Here is a 25,417-nt window from a genome sequence, read left to right as displayed (position 1 = left end):
TCTTTTCTTTCTTCCGGCTTCTTAAAGGGAGCCGGGTTTATTTCATTTACCAAAGGTTTCCGTTCTCATCAAAAGGAAGATACTCCGGTTCACTTTCGATTATCAGGTTCGGATTGTTTTTGGCCTCTTCATAGTAGGACTCTGACAGCATAATATGTTCTATGTGAAGGCTGTTTGGAATCCGTACAACCTGGGGATTCTTTTTATCAATCTCATTACAGGTTCTTATACAGACCTGGATCGCTTCCTTATCACTCTCCATCACAATGGGGATTCGTACACCGCCTAAAACGGTGCATGTGATCGCATTCGGGTACATGGAGGATAAATCCAGCTGGTTGAATACTCGTTTGGTGGTAGCGCTGGAATATCCAAGACCAATACCGTTTCCATGTGTTTCAGGGCTTAGATCCAAAACGCATACCCGCTGGGATTTGATTCCGCCTGTTGCATATGGGGTGCAGAAGGTTCCGGTAATGTTAGGGTCCATGCCGTCTCCGCTGAAATTCTTTCCGATCTGGTCAACCACTAATACATCACATGCATCAACCAGGATCCTGGGCATGTTTGCAAAGGCTTCCTGCAGAAGCGGCGGTTCTTTTTCTATAATCTCCTCCGCATTTACGGCTGTGATCTTACAGGTTTCATCATAGGCATTTTCAATCGTTGGAACTGCAAATAAAATAGGTGCATTTTTAATGATCGCGCGGCCGAACATGGGGACGTATTTCGCCATGTTTTTAAATCCCGCTTCGTGGCAGACTTCAGCTCCATGCTGTTTTCCAAGACCAATGGCCATCATTTTCATGATCCCGCTTTCGTATGGTCCGCGAAAAGCCGTATGGGGTTTGATGCGGCATCCTAAGATTATGCCATCGGATTCCGCGGCATTTTTATCAATGAATACATCCATGCCTTCCTCGTTCACCCCTATTTTTTTGACTTCCATGGAAGAAATAATAGGGCACCCCACATAGTCTTCCGTGATGCCATAGCCTTCTAAGATTGCCCGCTGGCCGTCGGCAGTGGCGCCTCCATGGCTGCCCATGGCAGGTACGATAAATGGATATGCGCCTTTTGATCTGACAAAATCAGCAATGCATTTAGTTGTGAGCGCTACATTTGCGATGCCGCGGGAACCTGCGGTGATGGCAATGTGCATCCCCGGCTTTACTTTGGAGGAGAACTTTTCCCCGGAAAGCAGAGTGTGTATTATTTGGGGGATTTCTTCCGGCTGGATTTTGGGCCGGGGAAATACCTGTTTTACTTTAAACATTTTAGGTATTGTTTGGTCACTGACCAGGTTTGCTACAAAGGGCCTTTCTCTCATGATTGGAACCTCCTGTTGTCATTAAAATATTATCATATATCCGCCGGCAGCGATCAATAGCAAAATAAGGAAGAAAACGGATTCTAACATTTCCGATACGGTATATGTCTTTATCCCCCCTTTGATAGACAGTCCGCTGATATTTGTTACGATCCAGAAACCGCTGTCGTTTACCGTTGCTCCGAAAAGGGTTCCGGATAAACAGGCCATTGCCACAAACACAGGCGGCAGTGCAATAGAGGCAGCTACGCCGGACATAATGGTCATACTGGTAAGGGCAGATACCGTGCCGGAACCGGTCACCTGTTTGATCAGCAGACCAACCAGATAGGACAAGATCAGAACAATAAATACATTATGTGCAAATCCGCTTACAATATCGGCAATGGCATCGCTGACACCTGTAATTGTAATAATGTTAGAGAAGGCACCGCCTGCACCTGTGATCAGGAATACAATTCCCGCAGAAGAAAGCGAGTCTGTGGCAGCCTTTTCCGCCTTTTCTTTGCCCATGCACTTTACACCGATCAGATAAGCGGCAATAGCGCCTGCTAACAGGGCAACTGTTTTATCGCCTAAGAAGAGAAAAATACTTGGCTGTGCGTCGCCCATGGCGCTGTTTGTAACCGTGTTTAAAAGAATCAAAATAATGGGTACAAAAATAGGCAGCAAAGCAAAGCCAAAAGACGGCGGTGTGATGGAACTGTCTTCCTGGGCGTCAATATGGACACCTGCGGAAGATTCATCGGTTTCAGGATTCCAGAAGGCGGTCTTTGTATCTAAAAATTTTGTATAGATAAATATAACAAGGAATACGCCGATCAATCCGAAAACCGTGCCAAATGCGATCATGATACCGGTATCAAATCCAAAAATTTCACCGGCAGCTAAAGGGGCTGGTGTAGGAGGCACCATGGTGTGGGCCGCAGCCGCCCCGATCGTGATAGCACCCACAATATGTGCAATGGATTTATTGATCTCTTTCATCAGGGCAATGCCAATGGGAATCAGAATCACAAATGTTACATCGAAATATACCGGTATGGCTAAAATAAAAGCAGCCAGACCAATGGCATATATGGCTTTTGTTTTTGGAAATGCTTTAACGATTTTAGATGCAATAATCTGAGCGCCGCCAGACCTGCTCACAAGCTCACCCAGAATAATGCCGAAACCGATAGGAAGTCCCATGCCTTTCAGCATATTGCCAAAGCCCACGTTTATACCGTCTATGGTCTCAACCAGGGAGATGCCGGATAAAGCGCCCATTAAAATACTTCCCAATACTAATGAAATGGCTGCGTTCAATTTAACCTTTAGAATTAAAAATAAAATAACGATCATGGAAATGATCAAAGACATAAATAACCATGCGGAATGTGACATAACAAATACCTCCGTTTGTTTTTAGAATTCAAAAATGACTTTTAACATAGAAGCCGCATGTTGATCAAAATCTGCAAAAGCAGCGGCTGCATCATCAAATTTGTATGTATTGGTAACAATTTTATCAAGGTCAACCCTTCCCTCTTTAACAAGGTCGATCAACTGTAAGAAATCTTTTTTCAGGGCATTTCTGGAACCCAAAATGTTAAGCTCTTTTTTCTGGATCAAAGTAAAGTTGAAATCCAGATTTTGTTTCCCCACACCGATCAAGACAACACGCCCGCCAAAGGCAGCGGCATCAATACAGTTCTGGAACGTAGATGGAAGACCAACCGCTTCAATTGCCACGTCAAATCCATTTCCATCTGTGGCTTCCCTGATCTTGTCCATAAAAGTATCCGGATCATCGTTTAATAAAATGTGGTCAATGCCGAAAGTCTCCTGTGCGTATGCGAGTTTTTTTGGGGCCACGTCACAGATGGTAACCTCAGCGCCCAGGGACTTTGCCGCCACGGCCGCCAGAACGCCGATCGTGCCGGCTCCGATAATGAGAACCTTATCGCCCGTTGCTGTATTTGCTCTCGTCACGCCATGGTAACTGATGCAGAAAGGTTCGATCAGCGCCAGTGTTTTAGGAGAAAGGCCTTTGCCATCATATATTCTTTCAATTGGCATTGTAATATATTCTGCGAAAGCACCTTCTCTCTGAACGCCCATAGTCTGGTTCGTGGTGCAGCAGTTCACCAGGCCTCTTTGACAGGAGTAGCATTGGGTACAGTTGAAATATGGGTTACAGGTTACTGTCATTCCCTTTTCCAGACCTCTGTCATTAGGCTCAATTTCTATGATCTCAGCAGAAAATTCGTGGCCTGGGGTTCTTGGGTAAGAAAAATAGGCAAATGTACCGCGGTAAGAACCTAAATCGCTGCCGCATATGCCTCCGTATAATACTTTTAACAGGGCTTCGCCCCTTTTGGGCACCGGCATAGGTAGTTCTTTAATAGAGACTTGTCCGGGGTTGTCAATAAACATTGCTTTCATAATTGTTGTTCCTCCAAAAATGTTATAGGAAATTGCTTGTTGTATACAAGAGATAATAGGGTAAGGCGGGAGAAATGTCAATAGAAAAAAGATAAAAATGCAGTATAAATCAATGAATTGTCAACTATATACAAATAAATATATGATAAAATGTGCAATATGTACAAAGCCGGATAGTGTTCTTGGATTAATGAAATTAATAATGTATACAACGATGAGAAAACTCAGAAGGGAGAGGCTTTTCAATCTCGCCCGAATGTGGTAAAATATGTTACAGGTTATGAATTGGGAGAGTGTAAAACCTGCAGCACTTAAGAAACCCATCCGCTGCAAAAGCGATCATACGGAAATAATATCAGAAAGGCGGCAATATGCAAAAAGAGAGTTTAAAACAACAGGCATATAATGCCATAAAAGCAAAAATATTAAATTGTGAATATGCACCGAATACTTTTATCAATGAAGAATTGCTGCGGGAGGAGGTGTCGGCCAGCAGGACGCCGGTGCGGGATGCCATCAGCAGACTGGAGCAGGAAGGCCTGGTGAAAATACTTCCCAAAAAAGGGATCATGGTTTCTGACTTGTCCCTGAGCCAGATCAATATGATATATGAGACAAGGCTTATGCTGGAGCCATATGCCATCTCCCACTATGGAAACCGGATAGAGCAGGATATCTATATGAATTATTATCAGGATTATCAGGCATATTTAAAAGGCAGGGATCTCCCTTATTCCTATGATGATATGGATGACCTTTTTCATCAGATGTTTATGGACGCTACCTCCAATGTTTATTTTTTGAAAACCTATGAGCTGATCAACAGCCAGATAAAACGAATGCGGATCATGAGCGGAGAATGTTCCGAAAAGCGCCGCGAAGAAACCATTCAGGAACATTTAAAGATCACAAAATGTGCGCTGAAACAGGATTGGGACGGCGCGGCTGACGCCATGAAAGAGCATCTGCATTATTCTAAGAATGCCATATTTGATTTATTGTTTAAAGGAAATGACTGGTCTTTATAAATAGGAAGACCGGTCATTTCCTTTTTATGAAATCCGCACAAAAAGAAAAAACATTTTTTATGGAAAGGCACGAAAGTAAAAAAATATAAAATATGTTGTATACAACACGGGATATATGAAGTATAATAGGGGAAACCGAAAAGGAATTTGTTTGTTGTAAATAAGATAAGACCGAAAGGGGATTCTGTTATGCGTACACAGAGGAAAGAAACAGTAATACAGTTTGGAGAAGGAGGATTTCTCCGGGGATTCGTAGATTATTTCTTTCAGAAATTAAAAGAAAAAGATATGTTTGACGGTTCCGTCGTGGTGGTACAGCCAATTGAAAAAGGTATGATTGAAGAATTGAAGAAACAAAACTGCAAGTATCATCTCTTTTTAAGAGGAATTGATAAGGGAAGAGTCGTGGATGAGCACACTCATATTGATATTATATCAAGATGTATCAACCCTTATACAGAACACCAGGCGTATGAGGCGTTGGCCCAAAACCCTGACTTCCGATTTATTGTATCGAATACAACGGAGGCAGGCATTGAGTTTGTCCCGGACAACAGACTGGATGACAAGCCGGCCAAATCTTTTCCGGGCAAGCTGACCCAGTTATTGTACAGACGTTTTTTACTGGGATTAAAAGGGTTTATCATTTTATCCTGTGAACTGATCGACCATAACGGGGAAGAATTAAAACAATGCTGTATGCAGTATGCGGATTTGTGGGGGCTTGGAGAAGATTTTAAGAACTGGATGGAGAAAGAGAATGATTTCTGTTCCACATTAGTTGACCGTATCGTGACAGGCTTTCCGAGGGAAGAGCATAAGGCTTTGTGTGAAAGGATCAAAGAGCAGGACAATATGATGGATACGGCGGAGATTTTTCATCTGTGGGTTATCCAGGGAAACCACGAGGACGAGCTGCCGCTGGTGAAGGCCGGTTATAATGTCATCTGGACAGACAATGTAGATCCCTATAAAAAGAGAAAGGTCAGAATTTTAAATGGTGCCCATACATCTATGGTGCTGGGAGCACATCTCTATGGTCTGGAGACAGTAGGGGAATGTCTAAAAGATGAAAAAGTATCTGCACTTCTCAAAAAATGTATTTTTGAAGAGATTATTCCTACTATCGGGGATTCACAGGACAACAGAAACTTCGGACAGGCAGTTTTAGAGCGTTTTGCAAATCCGTTTATCAGGCATCTGCTTTTATCCATTGCCTTAAATTCTGTGTCCAAGTTTAGGGCAAGAGTCCTGCCCACGATCCTGGAATATAAAGAGAAATACGGAACCTACCCCCAGGGGCTTACCTTTTCATTGGCTGCCCTCATAGCGTTTTACCACACAGATGCAGCAAACGACGGGGAAGAAATCCTGGCATTTATGAAAGAGGCTTCTGTTGCTGACGTTTTAAAGAAGGAAGAATATTGGGGACAGGATTTAAGTCCAATGCTGGATGTGGTTCAGAAATGGTATGACTGTATTGAGACAGAGGGAATGGAGAACGCTTACAGCGCTGTACTGGGGTAAAGGAGAGAGTATGCAGGATTTTATTAAGATCAACAGGGAAGACATGGCAGCAGTTGCCTTAAAGCCACTGGAGAAAGGAACATCCATAACAGTGGACAATAGGGAGATCACACTTCTTGAAGATATTCCCCAGGGGCATAAATTTGCCCTCTGTGATATTGTAAAGGGAACACCTGTGGTAAAATATGGCGCCACCATAGGTTACGCAAAAGAAGATATTTTGAAGGGGAATTGGATTCATGTCCACAATCTGAAAACTTCACTGGGTGAGGTGCTGGAGTACCGATACGAACCGGTTTCGTTCAAAGGGCTGGCGGGCAAAAAAGCTTCTTTTATGGGATACAGGCGGGCCGACGGCACCGTGGGGGTACGGAATGAACTTTGGATCCTTCCTACAGTGGGATGTGTCTCGTCTGTGGCAAAGGCCATAGAGCAGGAAGCCAAAAAGCGGTTCCCTCTTGGAAATGTGGAGGAAATTGTGGCGTTTGCCCATCCTTACGGCTGTTCCCAGATGGGGGATGATCAGGAAAATACAAGAAGAGTTCTGGCTGATATGATCCATCATCCAAATGCCGGAGGGGTTCTTGTACTGGGGCTTGGCTGTGAGAACTGTAACATTCCTGTCTTGAAAGAATATATCGGCGGGTATGATGAGGACCGGGTGAAATTTTTACAATGCCAGGATACGGAGGATGAGATAGAGGAAGCACTGGCTTTGCTTGGAGATCTCTACAAAAATGCAGATAAATGTGTCAGAGAAGAATGCGATGCAGGGGAATTGATCATCGGCATGAAATGCGGCGGTTCAGACGGCCTGTCAGGTATCACGGCAAATCCGGTGGTGGGAGCTTTTTCCGACCTTCTCATCTCAAAAGGGGGAACAACCATACTCACGGAGGTTCCGGAGATGTTCGGGGCGGAAACCATTCTTATGAACCGATGCGAAAACAGAGAAGTATTTGAAAAGACCGTTCATCTCATCAATGATTTCAAGGACTATTTCACAAGCCATAACCAGACGATCTATGAAAATCCATCCCCCGGAAATAAAAAAGGAGGAATTTCCACACTGGAAGACAAGTCTCTTGGCTGCACCCAGAAATCAGGTTCTGCACCTGTGACGGATGTGTTAAAATACACTGAGCGGGTCAGGAAAAAAGGGCTGAACCTTTTGTCGGCACCGGGAAATGATCTGGTTGCTTCCACCGCATTGGCGGTTTCCGGAGCGCAGATCGTATTGTTCACAACCGGAAGGGGAACACCGTTTGCATCTCTTGTTCCCACTGTAAAGATCTCTTCTAATTCCGGATTATCTTCTTACAAAACAAACTGGATTGATTTTAATGCGGGCAGGATGGTGGAGGATAAGACGAAAGAGGAACTGGCAGAAGAATTATTCCGTTATATTATCCGGGTGGCATCCGGGGAAAAAGTCAAGGCGGAAACAGCCGGGTATCATGACATTGCAATCTTCAAACAGGGTGTGACTCTGTAATAAGAATATCCATGTATGCAGAACAAAGATTCTTTGGTTATGAGGATCAATTACACAGATTAGAGTCCTGTTTTGACAAAGAGATACGGGATCAGCCTGAAAAATTACAGGGCATCCCCGTCCACCTTTCCAACGGCCAAGGATGACTGTGTAGAATAAGAAGACAAGACTGCGCATAAACAAACGTTTATGCGCAGTTCTTTTCGTCTATCTGTGTACATAGTATAGTTTCAAAACATGGTCACCTTTGCATAAATCAAGGCAGCAGGCAGAGGCGCCCACAAATCTCCAGCAGGGGATACGCCGGATGCACCGGCATACAGGGATTTTTGTACATGCACTGACATTTTCCACCAGTTTGTCAGGGCAGATGCGTCTGCCTGTACGGCGGTCCAGATACTGGATCACATAACTTGCAAAACCGTCTTGTACTTTAATGGAAGCATTGTCATAGAGAAGACCGCTTGGGGTTTCCAGAACGGCAAAATCAGGAATGATGTGGTCACAGCAGTCTGTTTTATACCGGAAAGTAAATTCCCGGACGCTGTTGGCTGGGACGGTCAGGTTTTCCGCCAGAATCCGCCGGTCTGTGCTGTGTATGGCTTCTTCCAAGGTGGCCGCACCTGACGCCTCGTAGAGCAGAGGGAAGGCGGCCTCAGAATCTGTGTGGTTTCCCACTGCAACGCGATAGAATGCTGTTTGGCAGGCAGGGATTTCCAGAGATTTATATTTGGTATTTTCCGGGGAAATGCCCACAAATTTTTCCACTGTATAGGCAGGGCGGCAGAACACTACAGGGGTCTGGAAATAGAGACTGCGGGGCGGACCGCTGTAGGTAAGGTCACTGTTGTCCGCTGTGGGATGGCTGGGCTCTGAATAGGAAGCATAGGTTTCCCTGTCATTGTCTGTATGCAGATGGGTTCCGTACGCGGAGCCTTTGCCTTTTATCTCATACATTAAGCGTACTTTCGCCTGGCTGTCAGAGGAGGCAATGGGGAAGGGCACTGCCCCCAGGTCAACAGTGATGACACCGCCTGCCACATTGCCATCACTGACATCCGGCAGAAGCGCCGGCTTTTCATAGACAGTGTAATCCGGGTCGGAGGGGTCTGTAATGTCAGGGGCACTTTTGGATTTCAGCTTTATGCCGTCCTGTGTGCCGCTGATGCGGAGCGTACCGGGTACATAGTCAAAAAGAGCGGTATTGATGGTATCTGTGATCGTGACCCGAAGACTTCCGGTCAGAACCAGAAGATTTTTTACAAGACGTTCCAGCTCCTCAATGATGGGATTCTCGGAACCGTTCTCCGCTGCCTCATGCAGATAGGAGCCTGTGGTGGCAATGGTGCGCATGATATCCAGAACGTTCTCCCTTGTATACGGACCGGGGGACTGTGCGCCTATTTCTATACCCAGTACGAATACGGATGCATTGCCGTCCTTTGGGTCCTTAAGTTTTTCTGATATCTGCCAGGCGCGCTGAAGGGCAAGTATCAATTCATCATAAGTGGCTGAACGGTTTCCAATCTCAGAGATCAGATTCGGCAATGTCTGCTGCAGATACATAAAGTATCTCCATGGGCTGCCGGGAATGTCCGGGAAAAAGTCGCTGTCCACGCTGTCAGGCTGTGCGTAGATCTGGGAATATGCAGGGTTTATGGAACGGTTGGCCTGGCCGTCCGTTATGAGGATCACAGCCCTTCTCAGAATATCCTCCGACCGGGCAAATCCTGGTGTCTTAAAAAAGCTGTAGGCCTCCCTGAGCCCTGCTTCCGTGTTGGTATCCTCGCCGTATGGGATTGCCCAGATCAGGTTATCCAGGATCGTATTGTTTTGGTACCCATTGTCATGCATGCTGTAGGGGAGCTGGGCCGGAGTCAGTTCTCTATTGTCTGCCACGGCTTCTATAAAATTCCCGGTATAAGCCTGAGGGTTCTGCGCATATACGGAGGCCAGATAATCCTCCAGAACGGTGTCAGGTTTTGGGCTGCCGTCAGCGTTATAAATATCAGAATACCGGATCTTATAATAATTGTAATAATTATAAAGGCTCAGTTCCGCACTGGCAGCGATCGGTTCGGAATTCTGCATGTAAGCCGGGATATCTGTGGCAGACACATAGCTGCCGTTCCGGTAGCCAAGAATCTGTCCTATCATGTTGCCGCCGGTAGTGGACCGCCTCCAGGTGAACAAGGTGCCCAGATAATTGTAGGAAAGGCCGCCCTCCGGTTGGGGAATGTAGGCATCCCGGGCGAAGGGGATGATAGTGATAACCGTTTCCCTGTTTTTTTGCCAGAGCATTTCTATGGTCTGTATCAGCGCTCTTTTGGCAAGTGCCATTTTCCGGCTCCCCCCTGACATCATGCTGGCTGTCACGTCCAGCACAAATATAATATCCAGGGAGTGGGGCGGATAGTAAGAATACATCAGCGGGTTTCCTTCTATATCAAGGGTGACCGTGCTGGTACAGCCGCCCACGGCACCTTTTGAGATGCGAAGCCGGTCAGAAAAGTGCAGATTTCCGCCGGAACCCATATTCTCACCTGCATCGTATACGACAGTTTCTCCGGAAGAGATCCAGTAATCGGATTCCTGGGGATTATCGGTAGGTCGGATCATGTCATATCCGCCTATAAATTCAGGGTTTTGTTGTCCCGGACCCTGGAAGGGACAGGGAATTTTGTTTTCAGACATAGCAATACCTCCAATCAATTTAGTATATTAGAGCAAAAGGAGTTATGTACCTAAATTTAAAGACAACCGTGTAAAACTTATGGTTCGAACCTTGATTTGCCCTATATATTGTGGTAATATAAAAATCGTTGACTAAATCTGGATAAGGAGCGATGTTATGACAATAGAAGAGTGGCTGGGTGAGGAGAACCAGCTCGGAATGGATATCTGGACAAAGAAATACTGCTGTGAAAACGAGGATTTCGAGGCTTGGCTTACAAGGATCAGCGGGGGAAATGAAGAGATTGGAGCGTATATCAGACAGAAAAAATTCCTGTTTGGCGGAAGGATTCTCTCAAACAGAGGTCTTCAAAAACAGAACAGAAAGGTGACATACTCCAACTGTTATGTGATTGCGCCCCCTGAGGATGAAATAGAAAGTATTTTTGACTGTGCAAAAAAACTGGCGCGCACCTATAGTTATGGCGGCGGATGCGGCATTGACATATCAAAATTAAGTCCCAGGGGAGCAAAAATCAACAATGCGGCCAAGGAGACCAGCGGGTCTGTGTCTTTTATGGAGCTGTATTCTTTAGTTACTTCTCTGATCGGGCAGAATGGAAGGCGCGGGGCGCTGATGATCTCCATTGACTGTTCCCATCCGGATGTGCAGGAGTTCATTGATCTGAAGACAGACCTGGACAAAGTGACAAAGGCAAATATCTCCATCCGTATCCATGAGGATTTTATGGAAGCGGTAAAGGAAAATAAGGATTATCTTCTGCGGTACACCAGGGAAGTGACAGGGGAAGTGATCGAGAAGACTGTCAATGCCAGGGAGCTGTTCAGAAGGATTGCGGAGACGAACTGGGATTATGCAGAGCCGGGTGCGCTGTTCTGGGACCGCATTACAGGCTGGAATCTGTTAAGTAATACGGAGGATTTTGTCTATGCCGGTGTAAATCCATGCGCCGAGGAACCGCTCCCGGCAGGGGGAAGCTGTCTGCTGGGAAGTGTGAATCTGGCAGAATTTGTTGAGAATGCGTTTACGGACACCGCCTTCTTTGATTTTGACAGCTTTAAGAATTGTGTCCAGGCATCTGTAAATGCGCTGAATGAGGTTCTGGAAGAAGGTCTGCCCCTGCATCCTTTGGACGAGCAGAGAAAAAGCGTGGAAAAATGGCGCCAGATTGGGCTCGGTATCATGGGGCTTGCAGATGCGCTTATTAAGCTGGGGATTACCTATGGGGAGGCCGAAGCTGTGGAGATGTGCGACAAGATTGGATTTGCCATGGCAGATGCAGCCATTGCTGCCTCCGCGAAGCTTGCCAGGGACAAGGGCGCTTTTCCGGCCTGCTGTGTGGACGAGATCATGGAGACGCCATATTTTACGGCAAATACCACAGAGAAGACAAGAGGCCTTGTGAGCAAATACGGCCTGCGTAATTCACAGCTTCTGACCATAGCCCCAACGGGAACCCTGTCCACCATGCTGGGGATTTCCGGGGGAATTGAACCTGTGTATGCCAATTTTTATGAGCGGAAAACAGAATCCCTGCATGGAACGGATGTCTATTACAAGGTGTACACTAAGATTGTGGAAAACTATATGAAACGGTTTGAAATAAAGGATGACAAATCCCTGCCGGAATACTTTGTCACAGCCATGACACTGGATTACCGTCAGAGGATTGATATGCAGTCTGTATGGCAGAAGCATATTGACGCGTCCATAAGCTCTACGGTGAATGTGCCGGGCAGCTTTACTGTGGAGGAGACGGAGAGCCTGTATCTTTACGCCTATGAGAGCGGGTTAAAAGGAATCACCATCTTCCGTGACGGCTGCAGGCGGACCGGGATCCTGAACACCAAGGAGACCAAGAAAGTGGCTGCGGGAGAAGGGCTGAAGAGGGGCGATATCATCCTGGTCACAGACGACGTGGTAGGCAAAAAGCGCAAACTCATTACCGGATGCGGAAGCCTTCACTGCATCGCGTTATTTGATCCCCATACAGGCGCGCTTTTGGAAACTTATCTGAGCAAAGGCTCCACAGGAGGCTGCAACAACTTTATGGTAGGACTATCCAGAATGATCTCCATCAGTGCCAGAGGGGGGATTGATATTGAAACCATTGTGGACCAGCTCAATTCCAGCGGTTCCTGCCCTTCCTACACAGCGCGCCGTGTGACCAGAAAGGATACCAGCAAAGGAGCGTGCTGTCCTATGGCGGTGGGAAATGCCTTGATGGATATGTATAATGAAATGCAGGCAGAACTTGCCCAGAGAAAAAAAGAGGAAGGCAGCCGTTCACACAAGAAGGCCCCAAAAGCCAAAGCTGTAACCGAAGCGGAGACAGAGAGAATGTACTGCCCGGAGTGCGGCGAACCCCTCGTCTTTGAGGAGGGCTGCAATATCTGTAAGAGCTGCGGATGGAGTAAATGCCATTAAGGATTTACGGGTTATGATCCAGAGGACAGCCGTACAGTTTGAAAACAGACTGTGCGGCGGTTTTTTAAGGTGAAGGTGAGGATAGAAGATGAAAATATATAATATTTATTTCAGCCCTACAGGGGGAACGGAAAAGGTGACGGATATTCTGAGCAGCGTCTGGGAAGAAGAAAAGCAGGAGATTGATCTGGCAGTCTTTGGAGCAGACTACAAGAAGTATACTTTTGAAAAAGAGGATATCTGCATTGTGGGAGTCCCCTCTTATGGGGGAAGAGTGCCGAAGGAAGCCCTGGACGCGCTTGGACGGATGAACGGCCGGGGGGCGCAGGCTGTTCTCGCTGCAGTATATGGAAACAGGGCTTATGATGACACACTGCTGGAGCTTAGGGAGGCACTTACAGGTGCCGGATTTCACTGCACAGCGGCAATAGCGGCTGTGGCGGAACATTCTGTTATGAGGCAGTTTGGTACAGGAAGGCCGGATGAAGCAGACAGGGCAGAGCTGCAGGGATTTGCAGGAAGTATAAAAAAGAAGCTTGAGAGACAGGATAGAGAAGGGGAAGTAAAGGTACCGGGAAATAAACCCTACAGAAGCTACAACGGAATCCCCTTAAAGCCCAAAGCTAATAAATCCTGTACAAAATGCGGAGTCTGTGCGGAAAAATGTCCGGTGGGGGCAATTGCCCGGCCGAACCCGTCAGAGACGGACAAGGAAACATGTATATCCTGCATGCGCTGTATTTCCGTCTGTCCGCAGAAGGCCAGAGGGGTAAACAACATTATGCTGAAGGCTGCCGCTGCAAAAATGAAAAAGACTTGTGCCGGCAGAAAAGAGAATGAAATTTTTCTGGCATAAAGGATATTTTATCCAACAGAAAAGACAAGGAGCAGAGAGATGATAAAAGCAGTATTCTTAGATTATACAGGCACCATCATTGAGGAGGGCGGCCCGGACGGCATGGAGATGCTGAGACGGTGTTACAAAAACAGCGACATTGAGAGTATGGAGGCAATGCTGGCCTACTGGTGGAAGCTGATAAAAACTTTTGAGGCTGTCAGTTATAAAGAAAACTATATTACAGAGGATGAGATTGTGGATAAAGCACTGGAGGAGTGTGCAGCAAAAATCCATCTGAAGGAAGATTTCCAGGACCTGCACCGGCTCTGCCAGCGTTTCTGGGCGTACGCCCCGGCATTTCCCGACACAAAGGAATTCTTTGAAAGATGCAGTGTTCCGATCTACGTTATCAGCAACAACGGTCTTTCTTACGTGGAGGAGGGCATGCGTGACAAGAACCTGCACCCCGCGGGAATAATCTGCGGAGACATGGTTAGGGCATATAAGCCCCACCGAGAGATCTTTTTGAAAGCGCTGGAGGTAAGCGGCCTATGCCCAGAGGAGGTCATCCATATCGGAGATTCCCTCACTTCAGATGTGGAAGGGGCTTCCAGAGCAGGGATCACCCCTGTGCTGCTGGACAGAAAAGGCGGTAAAACCTGCCATGGAATCACAGTGATACACTCACTGCCGGAGGCACTTCCTATCATAGAAAACCGGAAGTGACAGCCGCCATGGGACCGGAGGCTGTCAGGCCAGCTTCAATGCCAGATACAGAACCACTGCGTCACGAAATTTTCGGGGATTCAGTCCGCATTTTTTGTAAATACGGTCCAGCTTATATTGGAGTGTATTCTTATGCAGGAACAGCCTGCTGCTGGTATGTCCAAGAGACATATCCTCCTCAAAATATACAGAAAGCAGGGAAATATCTTCTGCATCCAGGGCATCCAGTGTTTTCCGAAGATATTCCGCTTTGCAGCCCTCCTCCACGGAGGAGAGTATGAGTTCCAGGGTGAGGTCATCAAAGACCGCATAATGCCGGTCGGTGGAGGAGGCAATACTTTTTTGTGCAGCAGTCCCCGTTTCATAAGACTCTGACAACTGAAAGACAGGGCAGCTTTTTCCCACAGAGATTTTCAGCCGTCCGTCCTGTTGGCAGGCGAACTCTGCGAGAACAGGCGAAATCAACGGAAATCTGCTGCTGTCCATAACAGCCAGATATTCACTGGGATAATGAAACGTGCAGAGCGTAATACCGGTTTTGGCAAACATCTGCTGTATGTTTTGTTCTGCTTCCGCAGTATTCATAGGTGTTCTGCCGGAGTGGATATGAATGAGAAGAATTCTGTAACTGCCATTTTTGTTCACATGAAATTGTTCCAGTGTATCCAGAAGATAAGCCTGAGACAGATTTTCCCGGTTGATAAGGGAATGGATCACATAATTCATTTTCTCTGCCTGGGTACGGCTGAAAGTATTCAGTTCCCTTTCCCGAATCAAAAGGCCGGTGATACGTTCAGCCAGATAAGCATATTTGCGCACCTGGTCCGGCGGTCCGCTGATACCGATGACAGCCACAAAAGAGCCATTATGAAAGACCGGCAGGTTGACACCCTTCTGCGTCCCGGCAAACAGGCTGTCTGTATCCACCTCCAGCATTTCCCCCTTCTCTGCAGCCTGCTTTCCAATTTCATGAAAACTACCAATTCTTCTTTCATCCGTACTGGCATAAATCATCCCTGTACGATCAATAAAATTCACATTCTGTCCGCATACATCCTTTACCGTGGCGACAATCTGCTGCGCCAGCTTTTTATCAAAAGAATTTTCCACTATATTCCCCCATAACTATTCACAACCACAGTTCCATCATACATTTCCACTAAAAGTCTACCCTGCAATACACATCAAAACTATTACTGATCACAGTATAACAATATTTAAGTACAAATACCATAAATACTTAAAAAATCCTCAAAAAAACATTACATATAACATTTCATAAACACCTAATTTTTGCTATATTAAAGAAAAAATACACGGGAGGAAATAAAAATGAGAGTAGTCACAGCCATAGATTCATTAAAAGGAAGCCTTTCATCCATGGAAGCAGGCAGAGCCGTCCGCGAAGGCATACTCCGTGCAGACCCAGAGGCAGAAGTGGAAGTCAGGCCACTGGCAGACGGTGGTGAGGGTACTGTGGAGGCCCTGGTTGGAGGAATGAACGGAAAGACTCAGCACGTCACCGTAACAGGCCCTCTCGGAAAACCCGTAACATGCCAATACGGAATCATTGAAGACACCGGGACAGCCATTATTGAGATGTCAGGAGCAGCGGGAATCACCCTTCTAACCCCCAAAGAGAGAAATCCCCTTCACACCACCACATTCGGTGTAGGCGAGGTAATAAAAGACGCCATAGAAAAAGGGTGCAGAAGATTCATTGTAGGCATAGGAGGCAGTGCTACCAACGACGGCGGGATTGGCATGCTGCAGGCATTAGGATACGGTTTCTTAAATACAGCGGGGGAACAAGTCCGGTACGGAGCAGAGGGACTTTCCGAACTTACAGCCATCACCACAGACCACGTCATCTCCGGGCTGGCCGAATGTGAATTCAAAATTGCCTGCGACGTGACCAATATACTATGCGGGGAGCAGGGCTGCAGCGCAGTATACGGCCCCCAAAAAGGAGCCACCCCCTCCATGATCATCCAAATGGACGAGTGGTTTGGCAAATACGCCTCACTGGCGCAGAAAAACTTCCCCAAAGCGGACCCAAAGCAGCCCGGAACAGGAGCAGCCGGAGGCCTTGGTTTCGCCTTCCTCACATTCACCGACGCAGTTTTAGAATCCGGCATCCGCATTGTCCTGGAAGAAACCAGACTAGAGGACCACATAAGACAAGCTGACCTGGTCATCACCGGAGAAGGCCGTCTGGACGGCCAGACCGCCATGGGAAAAGCCCCTGTAGGTGTAGCAGAGCTTGCAAAAAAACACGGAAAACCAGTCATCGCTTTTGCAGGAAGTGTAACAAAAGATGCCAAAACCTGCAACGAAAAAGGAATAGACGCCTTTTTCCCCATCCTGCGGGGCATCACCACACTGGAAGAAGCCATGACCCCCCAAAACGCCCAAGCCAACCTCACAGACACCACAGAACAAGTATTCCGCCTGCTAAAAACCGCCTCCACCCTTAAAAAAATAACCCCATAAAGTTTTTTAAAGCGCACCGTCCCACAGTTGCCCCCACACCCCAAACATGCTAAAATAAAACAAAAACCACAAACCAGGGAGAACAAAATAATGTCACAAAAAAGGCTGTCAGACAGAGTAGCAGACACGATCCTGTCCATGATCGTAGTAGATAAAAAATACAAACCAGGCGACAAACTTCCAAATGAAAACCAATTCTCCGAAATACTTTAAGTCAGCCGCACCACCCTGAGAGAAGCCTTCCGCATTCTGGCTGCAGGCCAGGTAGTGGAAATCAGGCGGGGAAGAGGTACATATGTCAGGGAGGACTTTGCAGACCCTTCCATGGAGGCCTTGTCGGATTTGACAGCGGCCAGGGTTGATGCAGGAGACCTGTACGAGATGCGGCTGATCTTCGAGCCGGAGGCCGCCTACTATGCGGCAAAACGTGCTACAGACAGAGAGCTGGAACGGATTTTAGAACTGGGGGAACAGGTAGAAGAGCGCATCAGGGAAGGCAGAGACAGAAAAGCCGTGGAGCAGGAGTTATGTGGCAATGCTCATGGCGGCTGTTATGGCCGGAATTGTGGCTGTGAGTTCCGGTTATGCCTGGGACGAACTGCAGGAGTGGCAGAGGTGGATAAACTGCTGAACAGGGGCGGTATGACCAGTATGGTGGAGATCATCTGCCTGATTCTTATCTCAATTTCCTTTGCAGGGATCGTGGAGAAAAGCGGCATGGTGAGCACTGTCATAGAGCGGGCGCTTAAGAACGCCAAGAAGGATTCCGCTGTCATAACGGCAACGCTTCTGTCCACGATCTTCACTAATTTTGCCACAGGTGTGCAGTATGTGGCACTGATCATACCGGGAAGAATGTTCAAAGACATATACAAAGAGCGGGGACTGCATCAAAGAACCTGTCAAGGGCTTTGGAGGATACCGGAACGCTGTGTGCTCCCTTTGTTCCGTGGGGGACAGATGCAGCATTCCTATCAGGAGTCCTTGGGGTGACAACAGGCATTTACGCACCGTTTTGTTTCCTGAATTTTATCAATCCCATTGTGTCCCTGATATGTGCCCAGACGGGATGGACCATAGAGAAAATACAGAAGGACACTGTGCCTGCGGCAGAAAATGCAGGATAATAAAGGTACGGATAACGGCAGGGAAAGCACAGTAAAATGGCTTTCCCTGCCGTTTTTCGGCACTCGCTCAGGCAACGGTTTTAAGAAGGATGAGCAGACTGTTGGCGAGATGGATTTTTTCCAGATTCTCCTTCTTACTCCCCTGTAACAACCCGTCCGCTATCAGATGTTTTACTTTTGACCGGGAGATGGAAAGCTGCTCTGCCAGGAACTTGTCGGCCCTGATCTTCAGGTCATTGGGGTTTTGGATGCAGATGATACGGCAGTTTCCCTCCAAAGCTTGTAAAGAAACTGGTATTTCTGTATCCTCTTTGGTTACAATGTATGAGATGGATTCTTCCTTCACAACAGCTCTGTTTTTCTCGAATATTTCTTTGGCTGTTCCGATTTCCAGGGCAAGGCCACTGTTGTTTTCCTGGAATTTTTTATATAATTCTCCCGGCAGCTTTTTGGGGCTGACGCGCTCAAAGACTGTGAGATTATAGGTGGATCTGCAATTTTCACACTGGTAGATAAGCCAGATATCTACACATTTTTTGTTGGCATTGATGCGGAAATTCCCGGTACTTTGAAAGAGGGATTTTGTGCCGCATTTTGGACAGTTTCTTATGATTTTATACGAAGAGACAGGGGTAAGAGTCCAAGTCTCTCCTTTTAAATAGCTCATATGCATATTCCTTTCGGTCTTTTATCGGTTCAGGATATGCAAAGGCTATTTCACTATAGAATTGTTATAATGCAATAGCCTCTGCTATGCATTTCTCTTGGGTTTGGACATGAATGGCTCCTCCTTTTTTCAGTATAGGGATAGTATATCAGGGGGAGAATAGGGTTTCTACCTTAACTTTTTTTCTAAAAGACAATGAGGAAAAAGGTAGGTGGAGAGACAGGCGTGTGCGCGGATACGGGAACACTGCTGGGACTTCAATATCCTGATTTTGCCCCTGAGACCATGGATAAGCTGAAAGCGCTCCTGCCGGACTATGCCACACCGGCCAACCCTCTGGATATGTCAGCATCCCTTGCCCATGACGGAGAAAAATATACTGCCGTGATTCAGGCTATTATAGATAAAAGAGAAGTGTCAGCATAACCCATTCATGCAGGTTATGCTGACACTGTTTATATTTGCTGCTGTTTTGGTAACTGTGATCATAATGAGCAGTTACCTATTTTCTTCTTTCCTGTAATAAGATTCTCTGTACACTCTTCAAAGACAGGCAGTATTTGTCTGCCAGCCGGTGGGGGTCTGTGCCATCCTGGTAATCACGGTACAGCATGGAATTGCGCGCTGCGATTTCCTGCCGGATGCCGGTACCGTCTCCCCAGGAACGTCTGTGTTCTGTCCTTCTGGGAATATAGATGCTTTCGCCCTCCACGTACTGCTGTATCATTTCCAGCAATTCTTTTGGAAGAATCTTATCAGCCTTTTTGTAGCTCATCCTGTCCTCCTCGGTTATTTTAGTTCCAGGATTCGCAAAGGCTATTCAATATTCGATCATAATCCGCAATAGCCTCTGCTACGCGGTCATAACATATCGTTTCATAAAAAATGCCTCCTTTTACAGTTTAAACATGATTTTGCTTTCCGGTATGATTATACTGTATGTAGGAAGGTTTGTATAGGAAAATCAGGAATGTTTTCCTCCCATGTATAAAAAATATATCTGATTTAAGGATTTTTTCACAATTGACACGTTATAATCAATTCAGAAAACAGGAAAGGGAAGGATAGCCAAATGCTTTACAGAATATTAAAGAAGGATTTGCTGAGGAGAAAAGGAGTCAATGTGATACGGTTTCTGTTTATCACCATTGCCACCATTTTCCTGGCCAGCAGTGTGAATAAAATCCTGGTTGTGAGTTCAGCCATTGATTATTACACAAGCTATTCAAAAATCCCCGGTGTGAACTTCATTATGCGGGGAGAAACAGAGAGTGAAAAAGCGGAAGATTGGCTGGACAGCAGGGGAGCGGGCTGGGGCTTTATATATGCAGGGAGATCATGAGGAAGATGGATGGAAGAGGTGTTTGCGGAGAGGGAAAAGGATGGGATGGGGATTGTGATGGTGTTTCGTGGCTTTCTTACCGGGCTTTGAACCGGAAGTTTATCAAAAATTTTTGACAAATTGCCGGTTTTGTCTATAGTAAAAACAGTTCCGGCATAGTATGATGATAGTATAAAACAGTGGGAAAAGGAGGGATGCGGGTATGGGAGGATTCCGTACCATTGAAGTAAAACGAAGCATTTTTGATAATAATGACAGGCAGGCTTTGGAACTCCGCAGAGAATTGAAGAAGGAGAAAGTGTTTCTTTTAAATCTCATGTCTTCCCCAGGCTCAGGCAAGACTACAACTTTGCAGCGGACCATTGAGGTATTGAGGGCGGAAATGAGAATCGGTGTTATGGAGGCAGATATCGACTCGGATGTGGATGCCCGCACCATAGAAAATCTGGGAGTGAAGGTAATACAGCTCCACACAGGCGGCATGTGCCATCTGGACGCGGACATGACCAGGCAGGGACTTGCAGCTATGGGGACTGAGAACGTGGAACTGGCTGTGCTGGAGAATGTGGGAAATCTGGTCTGCCCGGCAGAGTTCGACACAGGGGCTGTGAAGAATGCCATGATCCTGTCTGTTCCGGAGGGAGATGACAAACCGCTGAAATATCCGCTGATGTTCTCTGTATGTGATGTGGTGTTGATCAACAAGGTGGATGTGATGTCTTACTTTGATTTTGATCTGGATAAGTGCAGGGAGAACATCAGGCTCCGCAATCCTAATGCAAAAGTGATCCCCCTCAGTGCCAAGACAGGGGAAGGTGTGGATGTCTGGGCAGATTGGCTGAGAGCAGAAGTAAAAACCTGGAGAGAAGAAGCGTAGACTGTGAACAGAAACAGGGTAACTGCAGAATGGTATAGAAAGGGTGGGTTGGTATATGGCAAATTTAAGACCGAAAATAGTGAAACTGGCAAAGATGGTGGGCGGTGTTGCAGGGGCCATGAACCGGATTGATGAGAAGGCCCCGGAATATTATGCACTGAATGCTGTGGTGACGGATGATATGGCAGATGTTGCCCTGGTGATGGGGCTTCGCCAGCCGCGTACCTTTGAGTATATTGTGGAAAAATGCGGAAAGAGCAGGGAGGAGACTAAAAAGCTTCTGGACCGGCTTACCTACACAGGTGTGGTAAAGGTCTGGACCGACAAGAAGGATAAACGGGACAGGTATTTTATCAACATTTTTGCGCCGGGTATGCTGGAAATGATGGTAAATAACCGGGAACAGTTAGCCGCGCACCCTGAGATCGGTAAGGCTTTTGAGGAGTATACCAGAAAAAGGATCGCGCCTATGGCCCCTCTTTTTCCGGAAGGTATGGCCATGATGCGTGTGACTCCTGTGGAGAGCGCCATAAAGGATCTGCCCGGGGTTCAGCCATGGGAAAAGCTGTCTTATTATCTGCGGAAATATGATACATTCAGTGTATCGGACTGCTCCTGCCGCCAGTCCAGAAAAGTGCTGGGCGAGGGCTGCGGTCATCTGGAAAAGGACATCTGCATCCAGATGGGAACCGGAGCGGAGTATTATATCAGGACGGGGAGAGGCCGCCAGGTAAGCAGGGAGGAAGTGCTGGAAATCCTCAAATTTGCGGAGGACAATGGCCTGATGCATGAGATGCCTGCCACAGACGGACTGGGAGAATCAGCGGCAATCTGCAACTGCTGCAGTTGTTCCTGCTTTTCCATGCGTATTGCCGCCTTATTCCGCACTCCGGATGCCATCCGCTCCAACTTTACCGCTGAAGTGGACCCGGAGGAGTGTGTGGCCTGCGGCCAGTGTGTGGAAAACTGTCCCACAAATGCCCTGAAGCTGGGACAGAGACTCTGTGCCAAAAATCCGGTTCCAAAGAAAGAGGAACCCACAGCCAGAGACCATGTGTGGAGCAAAAAGAACTGGAATATGGATTACCGTGAGAACCGGCAGGATGTGGCGGAAGAGGGGACTTCCCCCTGTAAGACAGCCTGTCCGGCCCACATTGCGGTGCAGGGATATATCAAGCTGGCTGCCAGAGGAAAATATAAAGAAGCCCTGGAGCTGATCAAAAAGGAAAATCCCTTCCCAGCTGTCTGCGGACGTATCTGTCCACACAGCTGTGAGGATGAATGTACCCGCGGGGATATTGATGAGCCCATCGCCATTGATGAGATCAAGAAGTTTATTGCAGATAAAGAGCTGGACAGTGATGTGCGCTATGTTCCGCCAAAAAGGTATCATCTGGGCAATAAAATAGCAGTTATCGGCGGCGGTCCTGCTGGACTTTCCTGCGCGTATTACCTTGCCATCGATGATTATCAGGTGACTGTCTTTGAAAAACAGGAGAAGCCGGGCGGTATGCTGGCCCTTGGAATTCCCTCCTTCCGTCTGGAAAAAGAGGTGCTGAATGCAGAGATCGACGTGCTGAGAGAGATGGGCGTGGAGTTTAAGACCGGCGTGGAAGTGGGAAAAGATGTGACACTGGATGAGCTGAGAAAACAGGGCTACGAGGCATTTTACATAGCAGTGGGTGCTCAGGGCGGGCGCAGGCTGAATGTGGAAGGTGAGGACGCTTTGGGGGTGGTATCCGGTGTGGAATTTCTGCGTGAAGTGAATCTGGGCCGAGGCCGGACGCTTTCCGGAAATGTAGTAGTAGTAGGCGGCGGCAACGTGGCGATAGATGTGGCACGTACGGCAACAAGGCAGGGGGCTGACACCGTTGACATGTACTGTCTGGAGAGCCGTGAGGAGATGCCTGCCCTGGATGAGGAGATCGAGGAGGCAGAAGCTGACCAGGTGGAATTCCAGAACGGGTGGGGACCAAAACGTATTTTGACAGAGGACGGAAAAGTGACAGGCGTGGAATTTATGCGCTGCGTATCCGTGTTTGACGAGATGCACCGTTTTGCTCCAAAATATGATGAGGAGGATACCGTTACGGTTCCTGCAGACACGGTCCTTCTATCCATCGGACAGTCCATTGAGTGGGGCGGCCTTCTGGAGGGCAGCAAGGTGAAACTCGGACGGGGAAACACGGCACAGGCAGACAGCCTGACTTATCAGACCAAGGAACCGGATGTGTTTGTGGGAGGTGACTGCTGTACCGGGCCTAAATTCGCCATTCATGCTATCGCAGCCGGAAAAGAAGGCGCAATATCCATTCACCGGTATGTACAGCCGGGGCAGACCTTGACTTTGGGACGTGACAGAAGAGAATACCACGCGTTTGATAAAAATAATGTGACTGTGGACCTGAAGAGCTTTGACAATACACCAAGGCAGCGCCCGGCTCACGCACAGGAGAAGAAGGGGACCTTCCAGGACGACAGGATGACATTCACGGAGGAACAGCTTAAAAAAGAGACAGAGAGATGCCTGGGCTGCGGGGCCGTACAGGTGGATTCCTATATGTGTGTGGGATGCGGCATGTGCACCACAAAGTGTAAATTTGACGCTGTCCATCTGAAACGTACCGGTCATTCCAAACCGGATCTATATGAGAAGCTTCCTGTGAAGATCGCGGCAAACGCGGTGAAGAGAACCGGAAAGATCGCCGCCGCCTCCGCAAAAGCTACACGGAGAAAGGACTGATCCTATGCACGAACTGGGAATCCTGGATGCCATGATCCACACCATTGAGGATGTGGTGCGTGAGGAAGGGGCAGAAGAGGTGGAACGGATTGTTCTGGATGTGGGGGAGCTCTCCGGAGTTGTGCCCAGATATCTGGAAGAGTGCTGGCCTGCCGCCAGATATAAAACTTCCATGGAGGAGACGGAACTGGAGGTCTGCGTCGTGCCCGGCATGGTAAAGTGCCGGGACTGCGGCAGGGTCTTCAATGCCATGGAGTATGATATGCGCTGCCCCGGCTGTGAGGGGCAGCAAATGGAAATCCTATCGGGAAATGACCTGATGATCAAAGAAATATTATGTAAGTAGGGGGAATGGGTATGTTTGCATTTTATGAGGGTGTTCCCACAGCGCTGGTACTGCTTGTGTGGCTGTGCGTGTTTGTAAGTCTCTTTGCGCTCAATGAGGTGACCAGAAGATTTAAGTGGGTGGGCTTTTCCGCCTTTGTGATTCTTCCGGTAGTGCTGACGGTTCTGTGGCTCACCGCCTTTAAGGATACTGCGTATATGGACTGGTTCCATTTGGCAAAGGTGTACTCCTCCACTGCGGGCTGTATTGGTTTCTGGTGCATCCGGCATGTGAAGAAACTGTCATCCAATCGGATCGCTCTGTGCTTTCCGCCTCTGATCCTGGCAGTCAATATCTGTGAGGCTGTGCTTCGCGACTTTGAGATTGGAAGATATGTAACTCCGGTCATGGAGTATACCAACAACCAGACACAGTATTATATCGGCGGTGCCTGGAATTACATGAACGGCATTGCGGGGATCCTGAATATCATCACCATTACGGGATGGTTTGGCATCTGCATCCGGGCAGTCACGAAAAAGGATGGAAGCAAAGATATGCTCTGGCCGGATATGATGTGGTTCTGGATAGTAGCCTACGATCTGTGGAACTTTGCGTACACGTACAACTGCCTGCCGACACATGCCTGGTACTGCGGATTTGCGCTGCTTCTGGCGCCTACCGTATGTGCATTTACAGTGGGAAAAGGAGCCTGGCTGCAGCACAGGGCCCACACGCTGGCACTGTGGTGTATGTTTGCCCAGACTGTGCCTGCTTTCCAGGACGCCAGCCGGTGGATGGTACACTCCACATCCAGTAAAGCCATTGCAGATGCCGCGGTTTCGCAGGGGTATGTGGCGGCGGATGGTTATACCGCTCTGGTGGAGCCGGGTATTTACCGGCTTGCGTCAGCAAATCCCAGCACAACGGCACTGTTTCTTGTGAGTCTTCTTGCACTGCTTGCAAATATAGGGGTATTCGTCTATATGATCCTGCATATCCGCAAGACAAAACGGAATCCGTATAAGACAGACCTGTACTCAGACCTGCCGTCATATAAGAAGATCAAGGCACTGGCGAAATCCTGACTTTTACAGGAGAAAAAATAGACAGCAGAATTAAAATCTGCTATAATAAAGTATCTGAATAACAGGTGTGCCCAGCAATTGGAAGACTGCCAGAAAAGGTTCTTTGTAAGGACCCTTTTGGCAGCCTTTTTTTGCGGGGAATTTACAGTGCTCCAGTGTTGGAAATGAGCATATTGTGCTATTTTTGAGTGTATACTCCATATCAAGATCGGAAACATTTTGCTATAATTTTTAAGAAAAGCAGGTGACTTCGTGCAAAGGA

At 47.5% G+C, this 25,417-nt stretch carries 21 protein-coding genes and 1 pseudogene; 15 read left to right on the top strand and 7 right to left on the bottom strand.

What is annotated here, in order from left to right; all coding sequences use genetic code 11:
- Positions 1-46: 46 nt before the first annotated feature.
- From A4V09_RS14165 to A4V09_RS14155, 3 genes are read right to left on the bottom strand one after another with little or no spacing between them, the layout of a single operon-like run.
- Positions 47-1,330, bottom strand: a complete 1,284-nt coding sequence (locus A4V09_RS14165) for a nickel pincer cofactor-dependent isomerase, group 22 (protein WP_065542930.1) — start codon at positions 1,328-1,330, stop codon at positions 47-49.
- Between the two features lie 21 nt (positions 1,331-1,351).
- Positions 1,352-2,716: a GntP family permease gene (locus tag A4V09_RS14160; RefSeq protein ID WP_065542929.1), complete on the bottom strand. Its 1,365-nt coding sequence runs from the start codon at positions 2,714-2,716 to the stop codon at positions 1,352-1,354.
- Positions 2,717-2,737: 21 nt separating this feature from the next.
- Entirely contained in the window at positions 2,738-3,757 is a 1,020-nt protein-coding gene (locus A4V09_RS14155; protein WP_065542928.1) for a zinc-binding alcohol dehydrogenase family protein, read from the bottom strand.
- Positions 3,758-4,128: 371 nt separating this feature from the next.
- Between A4V09_RS14155 and A4V09_RS14150 the strand changes: the two genes are divergently transcribed.
- From A4V09_RS14150 to A4V09_RS14140, 3 genes are all read left to right on the top strand, one after another.
- Positions 4,129-4,785, top strand: a complete 657-nt coding sequence (locus A4V09_RS14150) for a GntR family transcriptional regulator (protein WP_065542927.1) — start codon at positions 4,129-4,131, stop codon at positions 4,783-4,785.
- A gap of 189 nt (positions 4,786-4,974) precedes the next feature.
- A complete protein-coding gene (locus A4V09_RS14145) occupies positions 4,975-6,312 on the top strand; it encodes a tagaturonate reductase (protein ID WP_065542926.1) in 1,338 nt (445 codons plus the stop codon).
- Between the two features lie 10 nt (positions 6,313-6,322).
- On the top strand, positions 6,323-7,807 hold the full coding sequence (locus tag A4V09_RS14140; RefSeq protein ID WP_065542925.1) for a UxaA family hydrolase: 1,485 nt from the start codon (positions 6,323-6,325) through the stop codon (positions 7,805-7,807).
- A gap of 207 nt (positions 7,808-8,014) precedes the next feature.
- Here A4V09_RS14140 and A4V09_RS14135 read toward each other — a convergent pair whose 3' ends face one another.
- Entirely contained in the window at positions 8,015-10,501 is a 2,487-nt protein-coding gene (locus A4V09_RS14135; protein ID WP_065542924.1) for a vWA domain-containing protein, read from the bottom strand.
- A gap of 157 nt (positions 10,502-10,658) precedes the next feature.
- Here A4V09_RS14135 and A4V09_RS14130 point away from each other — a divergent pair, with 157 nt between their 5' ends.
- From A4V09_RS14130 to A4V09_RS14120, 3 genes are all read left to right on the top strand, one after another.
- Complete coding sequence (locus A4V09_RS14130; protein WP_065542923.1) at positions 10,659-12,929, top strand: adenosylcobalamin-dependent ribonucleoside-diphosphate reductase; 2,271 nt, start codon at positions 10,659-10,661, stop codon at positions 12,927-12,929.
- Positions 12,930-13,017: 88 nt separating this feature from the next.
- Positions 13,018-13,785, top strand: a complete 768-nt coding sequence (locus tag A4V09_RS14125) for an EFR1 family ferrodoxin (protein ID WP_065542922.1) — start codon at positions 13,018-13,020, stop codon at positions 13,783-13,785.
- A gap of 39 nt (positions 13,786-13,824) precedes the next feature.
- Positions 13,825-14,493: an HAD family hydrolase gene (locus tag A4V09_RS14120; protein WP_065542921.1), complete on the top strand. Its 669-nt coding sequence runs from the start codon at positions 13,825-13,827 to the stop codon at positions 14,491-14,493.
- A 24-nt stretch (positions 14,494-14,517) separates the two neighbouring features.
- Here the strand turns inward: A4V09_RS14120 and A4V09_RS14115 are convergent, their stop codons facing one another.
- Positions 14,518-15,603, bottom strand: coding sequence for a CdaR family transcriptional regulator (locus tag A4V09_RS14115; protein WP_065542920.1), 1,086 nt, complete (start codon positions 15,601-15,603; stop codon positions 14,518-14,520).
- Positions 15,604-15,825: 222 nt separating this feature from the next.
- On the opposite strand from A4V09_RS14115, the gene A4V09_RS14110 reads away from it, so the two are divergent.
- From A4V09_RS14110 to A4V09_RS25430, 3 genes and pseudogenes are all read left to right on the top strand, one after another.
- Positions 15,826-16,986, top strand: coding sequence for a glycerate kinase family protein (locus A4V09_RS14110; RefSeq protein ID WP_065542919.1), 1,161 nt, complete (start codon positions 15,826-15,828; stop codon positions 16,984-16,986).
- Positions 16,987-17,076: 90 nt separating this feature from the next.
- Positions 17,077-17,199 (top strand): hypothetical protein, encoded by a 123-nt coding sequence (locus A4V09_RS25775; protein ID WP_274537173.1) that lies wholly within the window; start codon positions 17,077-17,079, stop codon positions 17,197-17,199.
- 12 nt (positions 17,200-17,211) lie between these two features.
- Positions 17,212-18,113 (top strand): annotated as a pseudogene (locus tag A4V09_RS25430) (FadR/GntR family transcriptional regulator); the annotation flags it as partial.
- 67 nt (positions 18,114-18,180) lie between these two features.
- Here A4V09_RS25430 and A4V09_RS14100 read toward each other — a convergent pair.
- Positions 18,181-18,780: a DUF1062 domain-containing protein gene (locus tag A4V09_RS14100; RefSeq protein WP_065542917.1), complete on the bottom strand. Its 600-nt coding sequence runs from the start codon at positions 18,778-18,780 to the stop codon at positions 18,181-18,183.
- A 195-nt stretch (positions 18,781-18,975) separates the two neighbouring features.
- On the opposite strand from A4V09_RS14100, the gene A4V09_RS14095 reads away from it, so the two are divergent.
- Positions 18,976-19,206, top strand: a complete 231-nt coding sequence (locus tag A4V09_RS14095) for a hypothetical protein (RefSeq protein ID WP_157766956.1) — start codon at positions 18,976-18,978, stop codon at positions 19,204-19,206.
- A gap of 76 nt (positions 19,207-19,282) precedes the next feature.
- Here A4V09_RS14095 and A4V09_RS14090 read toward each other — a convergent pair whose 3' ends face one another.
- Positions 19,283-19,555 (bottom strand): CD3324 family protein, encoded by a 273-nt coding sequence (locus tag A4V09_RS14090; RefSeq protein WP_065542915.1) that lies wholly within the window; start codon positions 19,553-19,555, stop codon positions 19,283-19,285.
- A 297-nt stretch (positions 19,556-19,852) separates the two neighbouring features.
- Between A4V09_RS14090 and A4V09_RS14085 the strand changes: the two genes are divergently transcribed.
- From A4V09_RS14085 to A4V09_RS14065, 5 genes are all read left to right on the top strand, one after another.
- Positions 19,853-20,122, top strand: coding sequence for a hypothetical protein (locus A4V09_RS14085; RefSeq protein ID WP_065542914.1), 270 nt, complete (start codon positions 19,853-19,855; stop codon positions 20,120-20,122).
- 202 nt (positions 20,123-20,324) lie between these two features.
- Positions 20,325-20,999 (top strand): hydrogenase nickel incorporation protein HypB, encoded by a 675-nt coding sequence (gene hypB, locus A4V09_RS14080; RefSeq protein WP_065542913.1) that lies wholly within the window; start codon positions 20,325-20,327, stop codon positions 20,997-20,999.
- A gap of 55 nt (positions 21,000-21,054) precedes the next feature.
- The gene (locus A4V09_RS14075; RefSeq protein WP_065542912.1) at positions 21,055-23,742 is read left to right on the top strand and encodes an FAD-dependent oxidoreductase; all 2,688 of its coding nucleotides are present in this window, start codon (positions 21,055-21,057) and stop codon (positions 23,740-23,742) included.
- Positions 23,743-23,746: 4 nt separating this feature from the next.
- Positions 23,747-24,088 carry a hydrogenase maturation nickel metallochaperone HypA gene (locus tag A4V09_RS14070; protein WP_065542911.1) on the top strand — a complete coding sequence of 114 codons (342 nt, stop codon included), beginning with the start codon at positions 23,747-23,749 and terminating at the stop codon, positions 24,086-24,088.
- Between the two features lie 11 nt (positions 24,089-24,099).
- The gene (locus tag A4V09_RS14065) at positions 24,100-25,155 is read left to right on the top strand and encodes a DUF5692 family protein (protein WP_065542910.1); all 1,056 of its coding nucleotides are present in this window, start codon (positions 24,100-24,102) and stop codon (positions 25,153-25,155) included.
- The last annotated feature ends 262 nt before the right edge of the window (positions 25,156-25,417 follow it).

The sequence above is a fragment of the Blautia pseudococcoides genome (assembly GCF_001689125.2).
Taxonomy (GTDB): domain Bacteria; phylum Bacillota; class Clostridia; order Lachnospirales; family Lachnospiraceae; genus Blautia; species Blautia pseudococcoides.
Note: the sequence above shows the minus strand (reverse complement) of the source record. Positions and strands in the feature narration are given on the sequence as shown.